The sequence below is a fragment of the Nocardioides speluncae genome (assembly GCF_003121585.1).
GTDB lineage: Bacteria > Actinomycetota > Actinomycetes > Propionibacteriales > Nocardioidaceae > Nocardioides > Nocardioides speluncae.
In genome coordinates, this window is the sequence record NZ_QEOO01000011.1 from 288,154 (window position 1) to 305,352 (window position 17,199).

A 17,199-nucleotide genomic window follows, 5' to 3' on the forward strand; every position below is an offset into this window, starting at 1 on the left:
GCCGCGAGAAGGCACTTACGCACGCCGCACCCCGGCCGCCAGGTCCTCGGTGAGCACGGCCAGCGCGGCGTGGCCCGCCGCCCGGTCCGCGCCGGCGTCGAGCAGGGTGCGGACGAACGCGGAGCCGACGATCACGCCGTCGGCGTACGCCGCGATCTCGGCCGCCTGGTCGCCGTTGGAGACGCCGAGCCCGACGCCCACCGGCAGGTCGGTGACCTTCTTGGTGCGGGCGACGAGGGGCTGGGCGAGGTCGCTGGTGCTGGTCCGGACGCCGGTGACGCCCATGACCGCGGTCGCGTAGACGAAGCCGCGGCAGTTGTCGACGGTCATCGCGATCCGCTCGTCGGTGGAGCTCGGCGCGACCAGGAAGACCTTGTCGAGGTCGTGGGCGTCGGCCGCCGCGATCCACTCCGCGCCGCTGTCGGGCGTCAGGTCCGGCGTGATCAGGCCGGCTCCCCCGGCGCTGGCGAGGTCTCTCGCGAACCGGTCCACGCCGTACCGCTCGACCGGGTTCCAGTAGGTCATGATCAGCGTCGGGGCGCCGGTGGCAGCGACCGCCTCGACGGTGCGCAGTACGTCGGCGGTGCGGACGCCACCGTCGAGGGCCTGCTGGGCGGCGGCCTGGATCGTCGGGCCGTCCATGACCGGGTCGCTGTAGGGCAGCCCGATCTCGACCACGTCGACACCGGCGTCGACCATCACCTTGAGCGCGTCGATGGCGCCGGGCACGTCGGGGAAGCCGGCGGGCAGGTAGCCGACCAGCGCCGCGCGGCCCTCGCCGCGCGCCTTGTCGAAGGCGGGTGCGGCGCTCACTGGCCGGCCTCCTCTTCGTACTCGCCCAGCTTGAACCACTGGGTGACGGTGTCCATGTCCTTGTCGCCGCGGCCGCTGAGGTTGATCAGGATCGTGGTGTCCGGGCCCTTCTCGGCCACCAGCGCCTTCGCCTCGCGCAGCGCACCGGCCACGGCGTGCGCCGACTCGATGGCCGGGATGATCCCCTCGGTGCGGCTCAGCAGTGCGAGCGCCTCCATCGCCTCGGCGTCGGTGACCGGGAGGTACGTCGCGCGGCCGGTCTTGGCGAGGTGGGAGTGCTGCGGCCCGACGCCCGGGTAGTCCAGCCCCGCCGAGATCGAGTGCGACTCGATCGTCTGGCCGTCCTCGTCCTGGAGCACGTAGGTCCGCGCGCCGTGGAGCACGCCGCTGTCGCCGGCGAAGATCGTCGCGGCGTGCCGCCCGGTCTCCACCCCGTCGCCCCCGGCCTCGAAGCCCCAGATCGCGACGTCGGGGTCGTCGAGGAACGCGGTGAAGGCCCCGATCGCGTTCGACCCGCCGCCGACGCACGCCGCGACCACGTCCGGCAGCCGGCCGGTCAGCTCCAGGCACTGGGCGCGCGCCTCGTCGCCGATGCCGCGGCAGAAGTCGCGAACCATGCTCGGGAACGGGTGCGGTCCGGCCGCCGTACCGAACAGGTACGCCGTGTGGTCGACTGTCGCGACCCAGTCGCGCAGCGCCTCGTTGATCGCGTCCTTGAGGGTGGCGCTGCCGGACTCGACCGAGACCACCTTGGCGCCGAGCAGGTTCATCCGGGCCACGTTGAGTGCCTGCCGCTTGACGTCGACCGCGCCCATGTAGACGGTGCAGTCGAGCCCGAAGTACGCCGCCGCGGTGGCGCTGGCCACGCCGTGCTGGCCGGCGCCGGTCTCCGCGATCACCCGCTTCTTGCCCATCCGCTTGGTGAGCAGCGCCTGGCCGAGCACGTTGCGGATCTTGTGGGCGCCGGTGTGGTTGAGGTCCTCACGCTTGAGCAGGATCCGGGCGCCGACCTGCTCGGAGAGCCGGGCCGCGTCGTACAGCGGGCTGGGCACGCCTGCGTAGTCGCGCAGGATCGCGTCGAAGTCGGCACGGAAGGTCTCGTCGGCGGTCGCCTCCTGCCAGGCCTCGGTGAGCTCGTCGAGCGCCGCCACCAGCGCCTCGGGCATGAACCGCCCACCGAAGTCTCCGAAGTAGCCGCTCTCGTCGGCGTCGTACGACCCACTCACTGTCCTGCTCCCAATCCGGTCATCGCGCGGACGGCGGCCTCCGGGTCGCCGTCCTTCACGAGTGCCTCTCCGACGAGCACCACACCAGCCCCATCGCGGGCGTAGCGCTCGGCGTCCTGCGGTCCGCTGATGCCCGACTCGGCGACCTTGACCCGGTCGTCGGGGATCAGCGCGGCGAGGCGGCCGAACGTGTCGGCGTCCACCTCGAGCGTCTTGAGGTTGCGGGCGTTCACACCGATCAGCTCGGCGCCGAGCGCGACCGCCCGCTCGGTCTCCGCCTCATCGTGCACCTCGACCAGCACGGTCAGGCCGAGGCCGCGGGCCGCCGCGTACAGCTGCTCCAGCTCGGGCCCGGGCAGCGCGGCGACGATCAGCAGCGCCAGGTCGGCGCCGGCCGCGCGGGCCTCCCAGAGCTGGTACTCGGTGACGATGAAGTCCTTGCGCAGCAGCGGCGTGTCGACCGCGGCGCGGACCGCGCGCAGGTCGTCGAGGCTGCCGCCGAACCGGCGCTCCTCGGTGAGCACGCTGATCGCGCGGGCACCGCCCTTGGCGTACGCCGTCGCCAGCGCCGCCGGGTCCGGGATGTCGGCGAGGTCGCCCTTGCTGGGGCTGCGCCGCTTCACCTCGGCGATCACGCTGAGCCCGGCAGCCCGGAATCCGGGCATCGGGTCGAGCGCCGGCGCCTGCCCTTCGACCGCATCCCGGAGCTGCTCGAGGCTTGTCTCGCGCTGCCGGCGTGCGAGGTCGGTCCGGACACCCTCGACGATGTCGTCGAGCACGGACATGCTGACCTCCAGATCGGTTGCGTTCGAGCGGCCCAAGCCTCTCACGGCGCGGAAAGCCGCCGGATGGCAGTTCCGTGGGAAGGACAAGCGATACCGTCTGCGGGTGACGCAGCCACCCAACTTCGGCAAAGAGCCGGACGAATCGGACGAGCCGACCCGCTACGGCGGGCCCCCGCCGCAGCAGCCGCAGCAGCCGGATACGCCCGGCCAGCCGCCGTACCAACAGCCTGGGTACGGGCAGCAGCCCGGCTACGGCCAGCAACCGGGGTACGGCCAGCCGGCGTACGGTCAGCAGCCCGATTACGGACAGCAGCCGTACGGCGCCCCGCAGTACGGTGCCCCGCAGTACGGCGCGCCCGGCTATGGCCAGCCGGCCTCCCCGACGGGCACCAACGGTCTCGCCATCGGTTCCCTGGTCGCCGGCGTCTCCGCCCTGGTCCTGATGTGCTGCTGCCTGGGGATACCTGCGGGAATCGCCGCGCTGGTCATGGGCTTCATCGCGCGCGGCCAGATCGAGAAGAGCGGCGGCGCGCAGACCGGGATGGGGCTGGCGATCGGCGGCATGGTCACCGGTGGCATCGCCGTCGTGCTGTCCGTCGGGCTCACCATCCTCAGCTTGGCAACAGGCGGCTTCGACGGCTCGTACTACGACAACTACTGATCGGCACCGTGTAGCCTGCGCTGTCGTGCGGGCTGCCGACGGATGTAGCCCATGAACCAATAGGGAGTCTCTGAATGAGCTACCAGCAACCTCCGGGCTACGGCGCGCCGGGCTACGGCCAGGGCCAGCCGATGGGCGACCACCCGAAGGCGCAGACCGCGATGATCCTGGGCATCCTGGGCCTTGTGTGCTGCGGCCTCCTCGGCATCCCGGCCTACATCATCGGCAACAACACCGTGAAGGAGATCGACGCTTCCGGTGGCCAGTACGGCGGCCGCGGCATGGCCAACGCCGGCAAGATCTGTGGCCTGATCGCGATCGTGCTGATGGTTCTCGGCCTCATCTTCTACGCCATTCTCTTCGCCGTCGGCGCAGCGAACGCCTGATCCAAGCCGAGAAGGGCCCGACCGGAGTTCCGGTCGGGCCTTCCGCATCTCTAGGCGGTTGTCGACCTCACGGCGTCGAGGTCAGAACGTCGAGGTCAGGGCGCGAGCCAGGAGCCCGGCAGGTTGCGCAGCACCGTGAACACCACGGCGACGCCGATCAGTCCGGCCCCGAGCCACCAGTGCACCCGGGTCGGCTGCATCGGGCCACCGCCGCGCCAGCCGACGACCAGGCGGCGTACCCAGAGGCCGAGGATCAGCGGGATCAGGGCGATGAAGAGCAGGTTGCTGGAGGCCGCGGCCGCGAAGTCGAGGTTGGTCAGGTCGTTGACCGCCCGCAGGCCTCCGCAGCCGGGGCAGTAGACGCCCATCGCCGCGGACGGGCAGAAGCCCCAGCTGCCCGACTCGTGTGGGTCGCGGAAGTGCAGCGCGACCGTCAGTCCGGCCGCTACCGCGGCGCCCAGCACCGGGCCGCGCACCCGCGTCCACCGGTCGGCGGGGGTCGCGGTCGCGCGGGGCAGGGTCACGGCCATCGCGACCTCAGTGACCGGTCTCGCCGAGGCCGAGCTTGTTCATCACCACGAAGACGACCATGGCGACCGGCGCCAGCGCAACGCCTACCCAGAACAGCTCCAGGCTGACCGGGTCCAGCATCAGCGCGACGCCGCCGACGACGAAGCCGGCCAGCGCGATCGCGACCGCCGTCCAGGCTGCAGGGGTGTTGCCGTGGCTCTCGGCCATGCGTGTTGCTCCTCGGGTGTGGCGTGACTCGTGGTCGCCAGTGTATTCGTAGGGGCGAGCCGTAGGATCACCAGCCACACCTGGCCGAGGAGACACATGGGGAACCCCGCAGCAGCGATCCGGGTGGCCAACACCATCGCCACCTTCAAGTGGATCGTGATCGGCCTGATCGTGCTGGCCATGTTCGTCGTACCGGCCGTCGTGTTCTTCGGCGTGCTCGAGGGCGAGGACCTGGCGCCGCTCGCGATCCTGCTGCTGGCGGTGGCCGCGCTGGTCGGCGGCGTGCTCGGCTCGATCATCGCCTGGGTGCTGTTCGGTTGGTTCGAGCAGACGCTGCGGATGCTGGCGATGGTCGCCGGCAACACCACCACGGCCGCTCCCGCGCTGCAGCCCCAGCAGGCCTACTACCGGTGACCGGCCGGGCCGGCCGTCATGCGGTCGGGTCCTGCCCGTCGTCGAGGGACTTCCACAGGTCCAGGCTGGACCGCTCCTCGGGCGGCACCGACGCCGGCTCGGCGGCCGCGGGTGCGTCGTACCGGCTGCCCATTTCGGGCCACTCCGGGACCAGCCGGACGGCCGCGAGGGTGGCCGCTAGCGAGCGTACGGCGGACAGCGCCGTGACGTAGTACCAGCCGGTCCTGCTGATTCCGGAGTCGGCCATGCCCATCGTCGTCATCTCCTCACGGAGTGCGTCCGGAGCCGCGGTGAAGCCGACCACCACGGTGACCAGCAGGCCCGCTGAGGTCAGCGCGCCCAGCACACCGACCAGGCGCCGCACCCGCCCGCGAGTCACCAGTAGCACGCCCCAGCACGCCAGGACGACCAGGCCGAGTGCCGCCGCGAGCGGCATCTCCGCGACGCTCTCGTCGACCAGTCCGCGCAGGCTCGGCTCGGTCGGCCGGGCCCACGGCTGGTTGCCGGCGACCGCGGCCAGGGCGCCGGCGGCGAGTCCGGCCAGCACCACCGGGCCGAAGGTGCGGCGCTGCTTGTTTTCGTCCCCACTCATGCCTGCTCCACCAGCCCGTCGTCGAAGCAGGTGCGGCTCCCGGTGTGGCACGCCGGGCCTTCCTGGTCGACCTTCAGCAGCAGCGTGTCTCCGTCGCAGTCCAGCCGGACCTCGACAACATGCTGGCGGTGACCGGACGTCTCGCCCTTCACCCAGTACTCCTGGCGGGACCGGCTCCAGTACGTCGCCCGTCCGGTCGCCAGAGTCCGCGCCAGCGCCTCGTCGTCCATCCAGCCGAGCATCAACACCTCACCGGTGTCGTGCTGCTGAGCGATCGCGGGCACCAGCCCGTCGGCGTTGCGCTTCAGCCGAGCGGCCAGATCCGGGTCAAGCGAGGGAACAGGTGGAGATGTCACCGCCCCATCATCGCCGACCCGGCCCGTGTTCACGCCACCCACCGTCGACCCGGCCCGTGTTGACGCTCCAGGCCGCTGACCCGGCCCGTGTTGACGTGAGTCATGTCAACACGGGCCGGGTGGGCGACGTACGACGTGAAGACGGGCCGGGTCAGCGACGTACGGCGTGAACACCGGCCGGGTCAGCGACGTACGACGTGAACACGGGCCGGGTCGGCGCGAGCTACTTGCCTTGTTGGGCGACCCAGGAGGCGTGGAGGCCGCCGTAGACGCCGCCTTCGGCGACCAGGTCGGCGTGCGGGCCGCGCTGAACGACGCGGCCGCGGTCGACCACGATCACCTCGTCGGCGTTCTCGGCGGTGGTGAGCCGGTGGGCGATGGTGACCGACGTACGGCCGGACATCAGGCGCTCCAGCGCCTGGCCGATCCGCATCTCGAGGGCCGGGTCGACGGCGCTGGTGGCCTCGTCGAGGACCAGCAGGTCGGGGTCGGCGAGGTGGGCGCGGAGCAGGGCGACCAGCTGCCGCTCGCCCGCGGACAGCGACTCACCGCGCTGGCCGACCGGGGTCCGAAGCCCGCGCGGCAGCCCAGCCAGCCAGTCGGCCAGGCCCAGCTCGGCGGCCGAGGCGACGATCTCCTCGTCTGTGGCGTCGAGCTTGCCGTAGCGGGCGTTGGCCGCGAGCGTGTCGTCGAACAGGAAGCCCTCCTGAGGCACCAGCACCACCGAGCGCCGCAGCGAGGCGTCGCCGATGTCGCGGACGTCGACGCCGTCGAGCAGCACCGAGCCCGAGGTCGGGTCCATCAGCCGGGTCAGCAGCTTGGCCACGGTCGACTTGCCGGAGCCGGTCTCCCCCACCACCGCGATCCGGCTGCCGGACTCGATCCGCAGCGACACGTCGTGCAGCACCGGTGGGCCGCCCGGGTAGGCGAAGGTGACCTCGCGCAGCTCGATGTCGATCGGCCCGCGCGGCAGCACCTCGCCGTCCGGCCCTGGGTCGACCAGGTCGGCCGGCGTCTCGAGGATGCCGATCACCCGGCGCCAGCCGGCGATCGCGTTCTGGGCGTCGGTGAGGATCTGGGTGCCGAACTGCACCGGGCCGACGAACAGAGTCACGAGGAACGCGAACGCCAGCACCTCACCGGCGGTGATCTGATCCGCGAAGCCCAGCCAGATGCCGATCACCAGCACGCCGGCGTTGGCCAGGCCGGCGGAGATGCCGCCGAGGGAGAAGGAGAACGCCGTGTAGCCCTGGGCGCGGGTGCTCGCCGACTGGTGCCGGGCGATGGCCTCGTCGATGCGGGCCTGGGTGCGGTGCTCCACGGCGTACGACCGGACCACGGCCGCTCCGACCACCGGCTCCGAGATCGCCGACAGCATCGCGCCGACCTGTTGCCGGACCGTGCCGTAGGCGTCGGACAGCTTGCGCTGGAAGAAGCGCAGCGACAGGAACAGCGGCAGGAAGCAGAGCCAGACCACCAGGGTCAGCTGCCAGCTGTAGATCGCCATGATCACGGTCGCGACCAGCATCTGGCCGACGCTGACCACGAACATGATCCCGCCGAAAACCAGGAACTGGCTGATCTGGTCGACGTCGCTGGTCACCCGGGACACCAGCGCGCCGCGGCGCTCGGTGTTCTGCGTTAGCAGCGGCAGGTCGTGCACATGCCGGAACGCCTTGATCCGCAGCGTGGCCAGGCCGTGCTCGGCGCGGGAGAACAGTCGCGCGGTCATGGCGTACGACGCGATGCTGGTCAGCAGGATCGCGGCACCGGCGACCAGGCCCATGCTCACCATGAACGACACGTCCGGACCGTCCGGACCGTTGAGGCCGCGGTCCAGCGTCTGCTGGACCGCGATCGGCACGATGACCTGGCCGAGGGTCGCGAGTACGGCGAGCAGCAGGGTGCCGACGAAACCCTCCTTGAGCTCGGGCGAGAAGGCCACGCCACGGCGCAGCGTCTCGATCGCACCGATCTCCTCGCCGGTCTCGACGGTGGTCCCGGCGGCTACCGTCGCGCTCATCGACCCTCCCCCGTCAGCTGCGGCTCGCGGCCGTCGCCGGCCTCGGGCTGCTCGTAGGCATTGACCAGATTGGCGTAGTCGGGGCTGCGCTCCAGCAGCTCGTCATGCGGGCCACGTGCGGCGACCCGGCCCTCGTCGAGGAAGATCACCTCGTCGGCCAGGCCGATCGTGGCCTTGCGGTAGGCGACCACCACCAGGGTCGCGTCACCGTCACCGGACCGGAGCGCACCCAGGATCCGAGCCTCGACCTCCGGGTCGACCGCGCTGGTCGCGTCGTCGAGGATCAGCAGCCGCGGGTGGCGCACGAGCGCCCGGGCCAGCGAGATCCGCTGCCGCTGACCTCCGGAGAGCGAGGTGCCGCGCTCCCCCAGCTTGGTGTCAAGACCATCGGACAGGGCGGCCACGAAGCCGTCTGCCTGGGCGGTCCGCAGCGCCGCCCAGACCTCGGCGTCGGGGATGTCGGCGCCGAGGGTGACGTTGCCGCGGACGGTGTCGTCGAAGAGGAACGCGGTCTGCGGAACCACCGCGACCGACTCGGCCAATGCGCCGCGGCGCAGGTCGCGCAGATCGACCCCGTCCACCCGGATCGCGCCGCCGTCCGGGTCGACCAGGCGGGTCATCAGGCCGGTGAGCGTGGACTTGCCGGAGGCGGTGGCGCCGACCAGCGCGACCGTCCGGCCCGGCTCGACGGTGAAGGTCACCTCGTCGAGGACCGGCTGGTCGCGGTCGTAGGCGTAGGCGAGGTGGTCGACGTCCAGCCGGGCGCCCCCGACGGGCTGGCCGGACTTGCCGCCGTCGAGCCGGCGCGCGCCGTACTCCATCTCGCCGGTGGCGTCGAGCACGGTGTGCACCCGGTCGAAGCCGACCACGCTGCGCGGGAACTCGCCCAGCAGCCAGCCGATCGACCGGATCGGGAAGGACACGATCGTCAGCAGGTAGGCCACGGTCACGACCTCGCCGGCGCCGGTCTGGCCGTGGAGAACGCGAGAGACACCGACCGCGAGGACGATGAGTACGCCGATGTTGGGCAGCGCGGCCAGGGTCGGGTCGAACACAGCCCGGATCCGGCCGGCCTTGATCGACACGTTGCGGAGCTCGTGGGCCTTGGCCGCGAAACGGGCGGTCTCCTCGCCCTCACGGCCCAGGGTCTTGACCACCATCGCCCCGTCGAACGACTCGTGGGCGATCTCGCTGACCTCGGCGCGCAGAGCCTGGGCCTTGGTCATCAGCGGCGAGGCCAGCCGCTGGTAGGCGAGGTTGGCCCCGATCACCGCCGGGAAGACCAGCAGCCCGATCAGGGCGAGCATCAGGTCGGCGAGAAGCATCTGGCCGACCGCGATCAGCATCATCGCGACCGTGCCGACCGCCATCGGCAGCGGCGCGATCGGACCCCACGCGGCCTCGACGTCGGAGTTGGCGTTGGACAGCAGCTGGCCGGTCGGGTGGCGCTGGTGCCACTCCATCGGAAGCGAGAGGTACTGGCGGGTGACCGCGCGCCGGTAGTGGGCCTGCATCCGGTACTGCATGACACCCGCGCCGAGCCGGCGCGCGACGATGCCGACCGCGCGCAGGATCGCCACGCCGAGGAAGAGGCCGAGCACCGCCCAGAGCAGGCCGGCGCCGATCTCGCCGTCGCGGAAGGCGGGGAGTACGACGTGCTCGGTGGCCCAGCCGAGCACCCACGCATCGGCGACGGTCAGCGCGCCGAACAGCAGGCTCCCGACGGTCGAGAGGGCGAAGATCCGGGGTTCGCGCTTGATCGCGACCCAGAGGACGGCGAACCCGTCGCGCAGGGTCGCCCTGCGGGTCGATCGCTCCGGTCCCACTATCGCCTCAGCCGTCACCTGGCTCGCACTCTCCTCGCCCGTATCTCTCGCAACTCGCACTGCCCAGCCAACATTAGGAGGCGCCTCCGACATTCCCCAGTGGATTATTCGGCGGGCGGCGGTGGACGCCGCCCGGTCACGCCCGGCGCCCGCACTAACCTCGACCCATGAACTCGTTTGCGCGCGCCGAGCGCGAAGCCCTCTGCGACCTCGCTCTCGAGATCGGCGAGGACGCGCCGACGCTATGCGGGGACTGGACGGTCAAGGACCTGGTCATCCACCTCCTGGTCCGCGAGCGCAGCCTGGTCGGCTCGCCGGGGATCCTGGTGCCAGCGCTGTCCGGCGGCACCAGGAAGGTCAGCGAGAAGTACGCCCGCGCCGACCTCGCGCTGCTGGTCGACCAGCTCCGCAAGCCGCGGATCACCTGGGCCGCGGTCGGGCCGGTCGACGCACTTCTGAACACCGCCGAGTTCTTCGTTCACCACGAGGACATCCGCCGCGCCCAGCCGGGCTGGACGCCGCGCACGCTGACCGACGGTCAGGAGAAGATGCTGTGGCGGGTCGCGAGCATGAACGGCCGCGGCCTGGTCCGGCCGGCGGGCGTGCCGGTCGTCATCGAGCGCGCCGACGACGGGTCGACGGCGACGCTGCGCCGGGGCGATGACCCGGTCGTGATCCGCGGCCTGCCCAGCGAGATCGTGATGTTCCTCTACGGCCGCGGCCAGCTGGGCGACCTGGAGTTCTCGGGGCCGGGCGAGCGCGTCGAGAAGCTCAAGAAGGCCAAGCTCGGGATCTGAGCGGCATGAGAATCTCGACGGACTAAGTCCCCGGGGCCTGTCGTGCGTCATTCCGGTGTGAGCAACCGTGAGTTCGTCGAGTTCTACGCCGCCAACAAGGACCGGTGCCTACGGGCGGTCCTCGCCAGCGGAGTGAGATCCGTCGAGGCAGAGGACGCCGTGGCCGAGGCATTCGCCCGGGCCTGGGCGTCGTGGCGCAAGGTACGCGCCTTGAAGCATCCGTCCGCATGGGTCGTGCGGACCGCGGTCAACGCCAATATCTCTTGGTGGCGGAAGCGCCGGCGCGAGGTCGTGTGGGACCGGCCGCCGGACTCGGCGACGACCGACGGCGAACCACCGAGCGACCTCGTCGCCGCCGTACGCCGGCTGCCCAGGCGGCAGCGAGAGGTGGTGGTGCTGCGCTACTTGCTCGATCTCAACACCGCAGCCACCGCCGACTGGCTCGGCATCGCGCCTGGGACGGTCACGGCACACCTACATCACGCGCTCGCCACCTTGCGGACACACCTCGTCGAGACCGAAGGGACCAACCGATGAACGCGTCAACCGAGAGCATGGTTCTCGACGCGCTGCGGACCGGTACGGCGGACGTCGTCCTCGACCGCCCGGTCGACGACATCCTGCGTCGAGGCGCCCGGCTGCGTCGCCGACGTATGAGCCGCATCGCCACCGCGGTGACGGCGGCGTCGGTGATCGGAGCGGCGGGCATCTCGCTGGCAACACGCTCCCCAGAGCCCCCGCCGGTTCGTCCCGCCGTCAAAGCCTGGGGCGCGGACCTGGTGAACCTGCCGCCGTGGGAGCTCAAGGAGGCCGGAGGGAGATGCCGTGAGGCACTCCGTGGCATCGGCATCTCGGTTCCGGCCAATGCCCGGCCGGTAGCGGCAGATGCCCGGGGCCGGGTCGCGATCATCATCTGGCGTGTCGACCACGACCTCGCCAAGTGCACTCTCAGCCGCGAGCAGGGCGAGTGGCAGGTCGGAGGCTGGGGCGGCCATGACTGGCAAGAGCTGCCACCGGACAAGCACTACTCGATGATCACCCTCAGCGCCGGATCAACGGAGCCGCAGGACCCAGGATCGGGCCCAGGGTTCACCGGCCCACTCCAGAAGGTCAGTGGCGTGGGGCAGGTGTCGGACGCGGTCGACGCCGTTCTCATCGTCGTTGACGGGCGGACCTTCGAGGCAACGGTCGGGAAGGGGCTGGCGTTGTTCTGGATGCCCGACGGGATCTCCCAGGAGGACCTCGACGATGCCACCGTCTGGACGTACGACGCGGACGGTCGAGTGCTCGACCACTACGGGGTCCTCGACTAGCGCACCGGAATGCCCGAGTCGGCGAGGCCTCGCTTGACGTCGCCGATCCGGAGCGTGCCGAAGTGGAAGACGCTCGCAGCGAGTACGGCGTCGGCACCGGCCGCGACCGCCGGTGGGAAGTGCTCGGTTGCCCCGGCGCCGCCGGAGGCGATCACCGGCACGGTCACGACCGCCCGGACCGCTCGGATCAGGTCCAGGTCGAAGCCCGCCTGGGTGCCGTCGGCGTCCATCGCGTTGAGCAGGATCTCCCCTGCCCCGAGCTCGGTCGCGCGGGCCGCCCACTCGACCGCGTCCAGGCCGGCCGACTGGCGGCCGCCGTGGGTGGTGACCTCGAAGCCGCTTTCAGTTCCGGCCGCGCGCCGGGCGTCGACCGACAGGACCAGCACCTGGCTGCCGAACCGGTCCGCGATCTCCGCGACCAGCTCCGGCCGCCGGATCGCGGCAGTGTTCACCGCGACCTTGTCGGCGCCCGCGCGCAGCAGCCGGTCCACGTCCTCGACCGCGGCCACTCCCCCGCCCACGGTGAGCGGGATGAAGACCTCCTCGGCGGTGCGCGACACGATCTCCATCGTGGTCGCACGGCCTTCGTGGGAGGCGGAGATGTCGAGGAAGGTCAGCTCGTCGGCGCCCTCCGCGTCGTACACCCGGGCCAGCTCGACCGGGTCGCCCGCGTCCCGCAGCTCCTGGAAGTTGACGCCCTTGACCACCCGGCCGGCGTCCACGTCCAGGCACGGGATCACGCGTACGGCGAGGCTCAAGGCCGGTCCCCGGGCAGCGTCAGCGCGAGCGCGTCCTCGAGGGTGAACCGGCCTTCATAGAGCGCGGTGCCGATGATCGCGCCCTCGACCCCCTCACCGACCAGCCCCTGCAGCGCCTCCAGGTCGGCCAGCTCGGTGATCCCGCCGGAGGCCACGACCGGCCGGTCGGTCGTGGCACACACGTTGCGCAGCAGGTCGAGGTTGGGACCTTGGAGCATGCCGTCCTTGTTGACGTCGGTGACCACGTAGCGGGCACAGCCCTCGCCGTCCAGTCGGGCGAGGACGTCGTACAGGTCACCGCCCTCGCGGGTCCAGCCTCGCGCGGCGAGCGTCCGGCCGCGGACGTCCAGACCCACCGCGACCCGGTCGCCGTACTCGGCGATCGCGGCCGCACACCACTCCGGCTGCTCCAGCGCGGCGGTGCCGATGTTGACCCGGCGGCAGCCGGTTCCCATGGCAGCGGCCAGCGAGTCGTCGTCGCGGATGCCACCGCTCATCTCGACGTCGATGTCGAGGGTGCCGACGATCTTGGCCTGCAGGTCACGGTTGTGGCCGCGCCCGAACGCGGCGTCCAGGTCGACCAGGTGGATCCACTCCGCGCCGGCCTCCTGCCACCGCAGCGCGGCCTCGATCGGGTCACCGAACCGCTTCTCCGACCCCGCCACGCCCTGCACGAGCTGGACGGCCTGGCCGTCCGCGATGTCGACGGCGGGCAGGAGCTCGAGGTAGCTGCTCACAGGGACTTCACCCAGTTTCGTAGTAGTGCGGCACCGGCGTCGCCGGACTTCTCGGGGTGGAACTGGGTCGCGGACAGCGGCCCGTTCTCGACTGCAGCCACAAAGCGGTCACCGCCGTGCTCGGCCCAGGTGACCAGAGGCGCGCGGGTGCGGCCGTCGGTGACCAGCGTCCAGTCGCGGACGCCGTACGAGTGGACGAAGTAGAACCGCTCGTCCTCGACGCCCGCGAACAGCGAGGTGCCCTCGGGGACCGACACGGTGTTCCAGCCCATGTGCGGTACGACGGGCGCCTGCAGCCGCTCGACAACGCCGGGCCACTCGTCGCAGCCGTCGGTCTCCACGCCGTGCTCGACCCCGCGCTCGAACAGCACCTGCATCCCGACGCAGATCCCGAGCACCGGCCGGCCACCGGCCAGCCGCCGCCCGATCAGCCGTTCGCCCTTGACCGCCCGCAGCCCGGCCATGCACGCGGCGTACGCCCCGACGCCCGGCACCACCAGTCCGTCGGCCGCGAGTCCGGTCTCGAAGTCGGCGGTCAGGGTGACCTTCGCGCCCGCACGCTCGAGGGCGCGGACAGCGGAGCGGAGGTTGCCGGAGCCGTAGTCGAGAACAACGACCTCGGTCACAAAGAACCCTTCGTCGAAGGGATGCCCTTCTCCCGCGGGTCGATCTCGATCGCGGCCCGGAACGCCCGCGCGAACGCTTTGAACTGGGTCTCCACGATGTGGTGCGGGTCGCGGCCGGCGAGCACCCGGATGTGCAGCGCGATCTGGGCGTGGAAGGCGATCGTCTCGAAGACGTGCCGGGTCAGCGAGCCCAGGTAGTCCCCGCCGATGGTGACGAAGTTCTGGCCCTCGGGCTCGCCGGTGTGCACGCAGTAGGGCCGCCCGGACACGTCGACGACCGCGTGCACCAGCGCCTCGTCGAGCGGCACGGTGGCGTCGCCGAAGCGGCGGATACCGCGCTTGTCGCCGAGCGCCTCGCGGATCGCCTCACCGAGCACGATCGCGGTGTCCTCGACGGTGTGGTGGGCGTCGATGTGGGTGTCGCCCATGGTGTGCACGGTCAGGTCGAGCAGCGCGTGCCGGGCGAACGAGCCGAGCATGTGGTCGTAGAACCCGACGTTGGTCGAGACCTGGGCCTTGCCGGTGCCGTCGAGGTCGAGCTCGACGTGGACCTTCGACTCCTTGGTCGTCCGCTCGATCGTCGAGATCCGGCGTCGGTCGGTCATGTCAGCACCTCCGTGAGTGCGTTCTTGAAAGCTGTCATCTCGTCGGGGGTGCCGACCGAGACCCGGAGCCAGCCGTCGGGGCCGGTCTCGCGGATGAGTACGCCGCGGTCGAGCATGCCCTGCCAGACCGCGTGCCGGTCGCCGAACACCCCGAACAGCACAAAGTTCGCGTCGCTGTCGGCGACCTGGAGCCCCTGGTCGCGCAGCCAGTCGACCGTCGTGTCGCGCTCGGCCCGCAGCGCGTCAACGGCCCCGAGCAGCTCCGGCGCGTGCCGGAGCGCAGCGAGCGCGGTGGCCTGGGTGACCGCGCTCAGGTGGTACGGCAGCCGGACCACCCGGATCGCGTCGCAGATCTCCGGCGCCGCCGCGAGGTAGCCGAGCCGGGCACCGGCGAGCGCGAACGCCTTGCTCATGGTCCGGGTGACGACCAAGTTCCGGTACGCCGGCAGCAGTTCGAGCGCGCTCGGGGTGCCGGTCCTGCGGAACTCGCCGTACGCCTCGTCGACGACGACGATCCCGTCGCCTGCGGCCTCGCAGAGCATCGAGACGGCCTCGGGTGGCAGGGCGGTGCCGGTGGGGTTGTTCGGCGACGGCAGGAGTACGACGTGCGGCCGGATTTCCTTGACCTTGGCGCGCGCGGCGTCGAGATCGAGCGAGAAGTCGGTCTCGCGGTGCCCGACGACCCACTCGGTGACCGTGTCGCGGGCGTACTCGGGGTACATCGAGTACGTCGGCGCGAAGCTCAGCGCGGTCCGGCCAGGCCCGCCGAACGCCTGCAGCAGCTGCAGCATCACCTCGTTGGACCCGTTGGCGGCCCACATCTGGCTCGGGCTGACGCCGTGGCCGAGATACGCGGCGAGCGCCTCCCGGAGCTCGGTGAACTCCCGGTCCGGGTAGCGGTTCAGGGTCGCCGCAGCCTCCGCCACCGCCTTGGCGATGTCGGCGACGACTGCTTCTGACGGCGGGTACGGGTTCTCGTTGACGTTGAGCTGAACCGGTGCTGTGTCCTTGGAGAGCTGGGGCGCGCCGTACGGCTCCAGCCCGCGCAGCTCGTCGCGGATCGGCGGGAACGTCATCGGCGTACCCGCACCGCCGCGGCGTGCCCCGGCAGGTCCTCGGCCTCGGCGAGCGCGATCACGTGGTCGGCGACCTGCTCCAGCGCTGCCTGTGTGTAGTCGACAACGTGCACGGCCTTCAGGAAGCTGCGCACCGATAGGCCCGACGAGTGGCACGCGCAGCCCGCGGTGGGCAGCACGTGGTTGGAGCCGGCGCAGTAGTCGCCGAGGGAGACCGGCGCGTGCGGGCCGACGAAGACGGCACCGGCGTTGCGGACCTTGGCCGCCACCGCGGTCGCGTCGCGCGTGTGGATCTCAAGGTGCTCGGCGGCGTAGGCGTTGACCACGTCCAGACCCTGCTCGACGCCGTCGACCAGGACGATCGCCGACTGCTTGCCGGTGAGCGCGGTGCGTACCCGCTCGACGTGCTTGGTGGCGGCCACCTGGGTCTCGAGCTCGGCCTCGACGGCGGTCACCAGCTGCTCGGCGTCGGTCACCAGCACCGACGCCGCGAGCGGGTCGTGCTCGGCCTGGCTGATCAGGTCGGCGGCGACGTACGCCGCGTCGGCGGTGTCGTCGGCGAGGATCGCGATCTCGGTCGGGCCGGCCTCGGAGTCGATGCCGACGATGCCCTTGAGCAGCCGCTTCGCGGAGACGGTGTAGATGTTGCCGGGGCCGGTGACCAGGTCGACCCGGCGGCACGGCCCGGCGCCGTACGCGAACATCGCGATCGCCTGGGCTCCGCCGACGGCGTACACCTCGTCGATGCCGAGCAGCGCGCAGGCGGCCAGGATCGTCGGGTGCGGCAGACCGTCGTGCTCCTTCTGCGGGCTCGATGAGAGCGCGATCGACGGCACGCCGGCGACCTGCGCGGGGACCACGTTCATGACCACGCTGGACACCAGCGGTGCGACCCCGCCCGGCACGTACAGCCCGACTCGGTCCACCGGCACCAGCCGGTGAGTGACCCGGGCGCCCGGCGCCACCTCGGTGGTCACGTCCTGCTCGCGCTCGGCCTCGCAGGTGGTCCGCAGCCGCGCGATCGACTCCTCCAGCCCGGCACGAACGTCCGGGTCGAGCCGCTCCAGCGCCGCGGCGATGGCGTCGGCTGGTACCGCGACCTCGGTCTGCTCGACACCGTCGAACCTCGCGGCGTACTCGGCGATCGCCGCGACTCCGCGGTCCCGGACGTCGTCGCAGATCGGCTTGACCACATGCAGCGCAGCCTCGACGTCGAAGTCGGCCCGCGGCACCGCGGACCGGTAGTCGACAGGAGCCTCTGCTCCCCTGAGGTCGATCCGGCGCATCATGGACAGAAGTCTAGTTCCGCTACCGTCCGGCCCTGCCTCGGCGACCTCCCGTGGGATTTCGCCGACCCGGCCCATGTCGACGCCCACAACCGCTGACCCGGCCTGATTTCACGCCGCAGACCGCTGACCCGGCCCGTCTTGACATCGTCCCGGTCAAGACGGGCCGGGTCGGCGCACG

Annotated in this window: 21 protein-coding genes; 6 read left to right on the plus strand and 15 right to left on the minus strand. The window is 71.4% G+C overall.

Going from position 1 to position 17,199, the window contains the following annotated elements:
- Positions 1-15: 15 nt before the first annotated feature.
- From trpA to trpC, 3 genes are read right to left on the minus strand one after another with little or no spacing between them, the layout of a single operon-like run.
- Entirely contained in the window at positions 16-813 is a 798-nt protein-coding gene (gene trpA, locus DDV73_RS06230) for a tryptophan synthase subunit alpha (RefSeq protein WP_109506346.1), read from the minus strand.
- On the minus strand, positions 810-1,979 hold the full coding sequence (trpB, locus tag DDV73_RS06235) for a tryptophan synthase subunit beta (protein ID WP_109506423.1): 1,170 nt from the start codon (positions 1,977-1,979) through the stop codon (positions 810-812). Before trpB ends, trpA begins: the two co-directional genes overlap by 4 nt.
- Positions 1,980-2,035: 56 nt before the next feature.
- On the minus strand, positions 2,036-2,824 hold the full coding sequence (trpC, locus tag DDV73_RS06240; protein WP_109506347.1) for an indole-3-glycerol phosphate synthase TrpC: 789 nt from the start codon (positions 2,822-2,824) through the stop codon (positions 2,036-2,038).
- Positions 2,825-2,927: 103 nt separating this feature from the next.
- Between trpC and DDV73_RS06245 the strand changes: the two genes are divergently transcribed.
- Entirely contained in the window at positions 2,928-3,485 is a 558-nt protein-coding gene (locus tag DDV73_RS06245) for a DUF4190 domain-containing protein (RefSeq protein ID WP_161962296.1), read from the plus strand.
- 74 nt (positions 3,486-3,559) lie between these two features.
- Positions 3,560-3,871: a DUF4190 domain-containing protein gene (locus DDV73_RS06250; RefSeq protein ID WP_109506349.1), complete on the plus strand. Its 312-nt coding sequence runs from the start codon at positions 3,560-3,562 to the stop codon at positions 3,869-3,871.
- A 95-nt stretch (positions 3,872-3,966) separates the two neighbouring features.
- Here DDV73_RS06250 and DDV73_RS06255 read toward each other — a convergent pair whose 3' ends face one another.
- Both DDV73_RS06255 and DDV73_RS06260 read right to left on the minus strand, forming a co-directional pair.
- Positions 3,967-4,395 carry a DUF2752 domain-containing protein gene (locus DDV73_RS06255; RefSeq protein WP_206050733.1) on the minus strand — a complete coding sequence of 143 codons (429 nt, stop codon included), beginning with the start codon at positions 4,393-4,395 and terminating at the stop codon, positions 3,967-3,969.
- A 13-nt stretch (positions 4,396-4,408) separates the two neighbouring features.
- Positions 4,409-4,609, minus strand: a complete 201-nt coding sequence (locus tag DDV73_RS06260; protein ID WP_109506351.1) for an HGxxPAAW family protein — start codon at positions 4,607-4,609, stop codon at positions 4,409-4,411.
- Positions 4,610-4,705: 96 nt separating this feature from the next.
- Between DDV73_RS06260 and DDV73_RS06265 the strand changes: the two genes are divergently transcribed.
- Positions 4,706-5,023 carry a hypothetical protein gene (locus tag DDV73_RS06265; protein WP_109506352.1) on the plus strand — a complete coding sequence of 106 codons (318 nt, stop codon included), beginning with the start codon at positions 4,706-4,708 and terminating at the stop codon, positions 5,021-5,023.
- A 16-nt stretch (positions 5,024-5,039) separates the two neighbouring features.
- On the opposite strand, the gene DDV73_RS06270 is transcribed toward DDV73_RS06265, so the two are convergent.
- From DDV73_RS06270 to DDV73_RS06285, 4 genes are all read right to left on the minus strand, one after another.
- The gene (locus tag DDV73_RS06270) at positions 5,040-5,615 is read right to left on the minus strand and encodes a Trp biosynthesis-associated membrane protein (RefSeq protein ID WP_109506353.1); all 576 of its coding nucleotides are present in this window, start codon (positions 5,613-5,615) and stop codon (positions 5,040-5,042) included.
- Positions 5,612-5,971, minus strand: coding sequence for a phosphoribosyl-AMP cyclohydrolase (hisI, locus tag DDV73_RS06275; RefSeq protein WP_206050734.1), 360 nt, complete (start codon positions 5,969-5,971; stop codon positions 5,612-5,614). The genes DDV73_RS06270 and hisI overlap by 4 nt, the downstream gene beginning before the upstream one ends.
- A 223-nt stretch (positions 5,972-6,194) precedes the next feature.
- Entirely contained in the window at positions 6,195-7,994 is a 1,800-nt protein-coding gene (locus DDV73_RS06280) for an ABC transporter ATP-binding protein (RefSeq protein WP_109506355.1), read from the minus strand.
- Positions 7,991-9,820 (minus strand): ABC transporter ATP-binding protein, encoded by a 1,830-nt coding sequence (locus tag DDV73_RS06285; RefSeq protein WP_240617151.1) that lies wholly within the window; start codon positions 9,818-9,820, stop codon positions 7,991-7,993. Before DDV73_RS06285 ends, DDV73_RS06280 begins: the two co-directional genes overlap by 4 nt.
- A 167-nt stretch (positions 9,821-9,987) precedes the next feature.
- Between DDV73_RS06285 and DDV73_RS06290 the strand changes: the two genes are divergently transcribed.
- The 3 genes from DDV73_RS06290 to DDV73_RS06300 are packed head-to-tail and all read left to right on the plus strand — an operon-like array spanning position 9,988 to position 11,930.
- Positions 9,988-10,617: a TIGR03085 family metal-binding protein gene (locus DDV73_RS06290; protein ID WP_109506357.1), complete on the plus strand. Its 630-nt coding sequence runs from the start codon at positions 9,988-9,990 to the stop codon at positions 10,615-10,617.
- Between the two features lie 57 nt (positions 10,618-10,674).
- A complete protein-coding gene (locus DDV73_RS06295; protein ID WP_109506358.1) occupies positions 10,675-11,154 on the plus strand; it encodes a SigE family RNA polymerase sigma factor in 480 nt (159 codons plus the stop codon).
- Positions 11,151-11,930: a hypothetical protein gene (locus DDV73_RS06300; RefSeq protein WP_109506359.1), complete on the plus strand. Its 780-nt coding sequence runs from the start codon at positions 11,151-11,153 to the stop codon at positions 11,928-11,930. The genes DDV73_RS06295 and DDV73_RS06300 overlap by 4 nt, the downstream gene beginning before the upstream one ends.
- Here the strand turns inward: DDV73_RS06300 and hisF are convergent.
- Genes hisF through hisD form a run of 6 tightly spaced genes read right to left on the minus strand, consistent with a single transcriptional unit; the run spans position 11,927 to position 17,021 of the window.
- Positions 11,927-12,688, minus strand: coding sequence for an imidazole glycerol phosphate synthase subunit HisF (gene hisF / locus DDV73_RS06305; protein ID WP_109506360.1), 762 nt, complete (start codon positions 12,686-12,688; stop codon positions 11,927-11,929). The genes DDV73_RS06300 and hisF overlap by 4 nt on opposite strands.
- Positions 12,685-13,425 (minus strand): bifunctional 1-(5-phosphoribosyl)-5-((5-phosphoribosylamino)methylideneamino)imidazole-4-carboxamide isomerase/phosphoribosylanthranilate isomerase PriA, encoded by a 741-nt coding sequence (gene priA, locus DDV73_RS06310; RefSeq protein ID WP_109506361.1) that lies wholly within the window; start codon positions 13,423-13,425, stop codon positions 12,685-12,687. Before priA ends, hisF begins: the two co-directional genes overlap by 4 nt.
- Positions 13,422-14,051 carry an imidazole glycerol phosphate synthase subunit HisH gene (gene hisH, locus DDV73_RS06315; protein WP_109506362.1) on the minus strand — a complete coding sequence of 210 codons (630 nt, stop codon included), beginning with the start codon at positions 14,049-14,051 and terminating at the stop codon, positions 13,422-13,424. The genes priA and hisH overlap by 4 nt, the downstream gene beginning before the upstream one ends.
- Positions 14,048-14,656, minus strand: coding sequence for an imidazoleglycerol-phosphate dehydratase HisB (gene hisB / locus DDV73_RS06320; RefSeq protein ID WP_109506363.1), 609 nt, complete (start codon positions 14,654-14,656; stop codon positions 14,048-14,050). Before hisB ends, hisH begins: the two co-directional genes overlap by 4 nt.
- A complete protein-coding gene (locus DDV73_RS06325) occupies positions 14,653-15,732 on the minus strand; it encodes a histidinol-phosphate transaminase (protein ID WP_109506364.1) in 1,080 nt (359 codons plus the stop codon). Before DDV73_RS06325 ends, hisB begins: the two co-directional genes overlap by 4 nt.
- Positions 15,729-17,021, minus strand: coding sequence for a histidinol dehydrogenase (hisD, locus tag DDV73_RS06330; RefSeq protein WP_109506365.1), 1,293 nt, complete (start codon positions 17,019-17,021; stop codon positions 15,729-15,731). Before hisD ends, DDV73_RS06325 begins: the two co-directional genes overlap by 4 nt.
- Positions 17,022-17,199 lie beyond the last annotated feature (178 nt).

Excerpts from the sequence above, each read along its gene's own strand:
- trpB (WP_109506423.1), bottom strand. The coding sequence starts at position 1,979 with ATGCCCGAGGCGCTGGTGGCGGCGCTCGACGAGCTCACCGAGGCCTGG.
- trpC (WP_109506347.1), bottom strand. The coding sequence starts at position 2,824 with ATGTCCGTGCTCGACGACATCGTCGAGGGTGTCCGGACCGACCTCGCA.
- DDV73_RS06250 (WP_109506349.1), top strand. The coding sequence starts at position 3,560 with ATGAGCTACCAGCAACCTCCGGGCTACGGCGCGCCGGGCTACGGCCAG.
- DDV73_RS06260 (WP_109506351.1), bottom strand. The coding sequence starts at position 4,609 with ATGGCCGAGAGCCACGGCAACACCCCTGCAGCCTGGACGGCGGTCGCG.
- DDV73_RS06265 (WP_109506352.1), top strand. The coding sequence starts at position 4,706 with ATGGGGAACCCCGCAGCAGCGATCCGGGTGGCCAACACCATCGCCACC.
- DDV73_RS06270 (WP_109506353.1), bottom strand. The coding sequence starts at position 5,615 with ATGAGTGGGGACGAAAACAAGCAGCGCCGCACCTTCGGCCCGGTGGTG.
- DDV73_RS06280 (WP_109506355.1), bottom strand. The coding sequence starts at position 7,994 with ATGAGCGCGACGGTAGCCGCCGGGACCACCGTCGAGACCGGCGAGGAG.
- DDV73_RS06290 (WP_109506357.1), top strand. The coding sequence starts at position 9,988 with ATGAACTCGTTTGCGCGCGCCGAGCGCGAAGCCCTCTGCGACCTCGCT.
- DDV73_RS06300 (WP_109506359.1), top strand. The coding sequence starts at position 11,151 with ATGAACGCGTCAACCGAGAGCATGGTTCTCGACGCGCTGCGGACCGGT.
- hisB (WP_109506363.1), bottom strand. The coding sequence starts at position 14,656 with ATGACCGACCGACGCCGGATCTCGACGATCGAGCGGACGACCAAGGAG.
- DDV73_RS06325 (WP_109506364.1), bottom strand. The coding sequence starts at position 15,732 with ATGACGTTCCCGCCGATCCGCGACGAGCTGCGCGGGCTGGAGCCGTAC.
- hisD (WP_109506365.1), bottom strand. The coding sequence starts at position 17,021 with ATGATGCGCCGGATCGACCTCAGGGGAGCAGAGGCTCCTGTCGACTAC.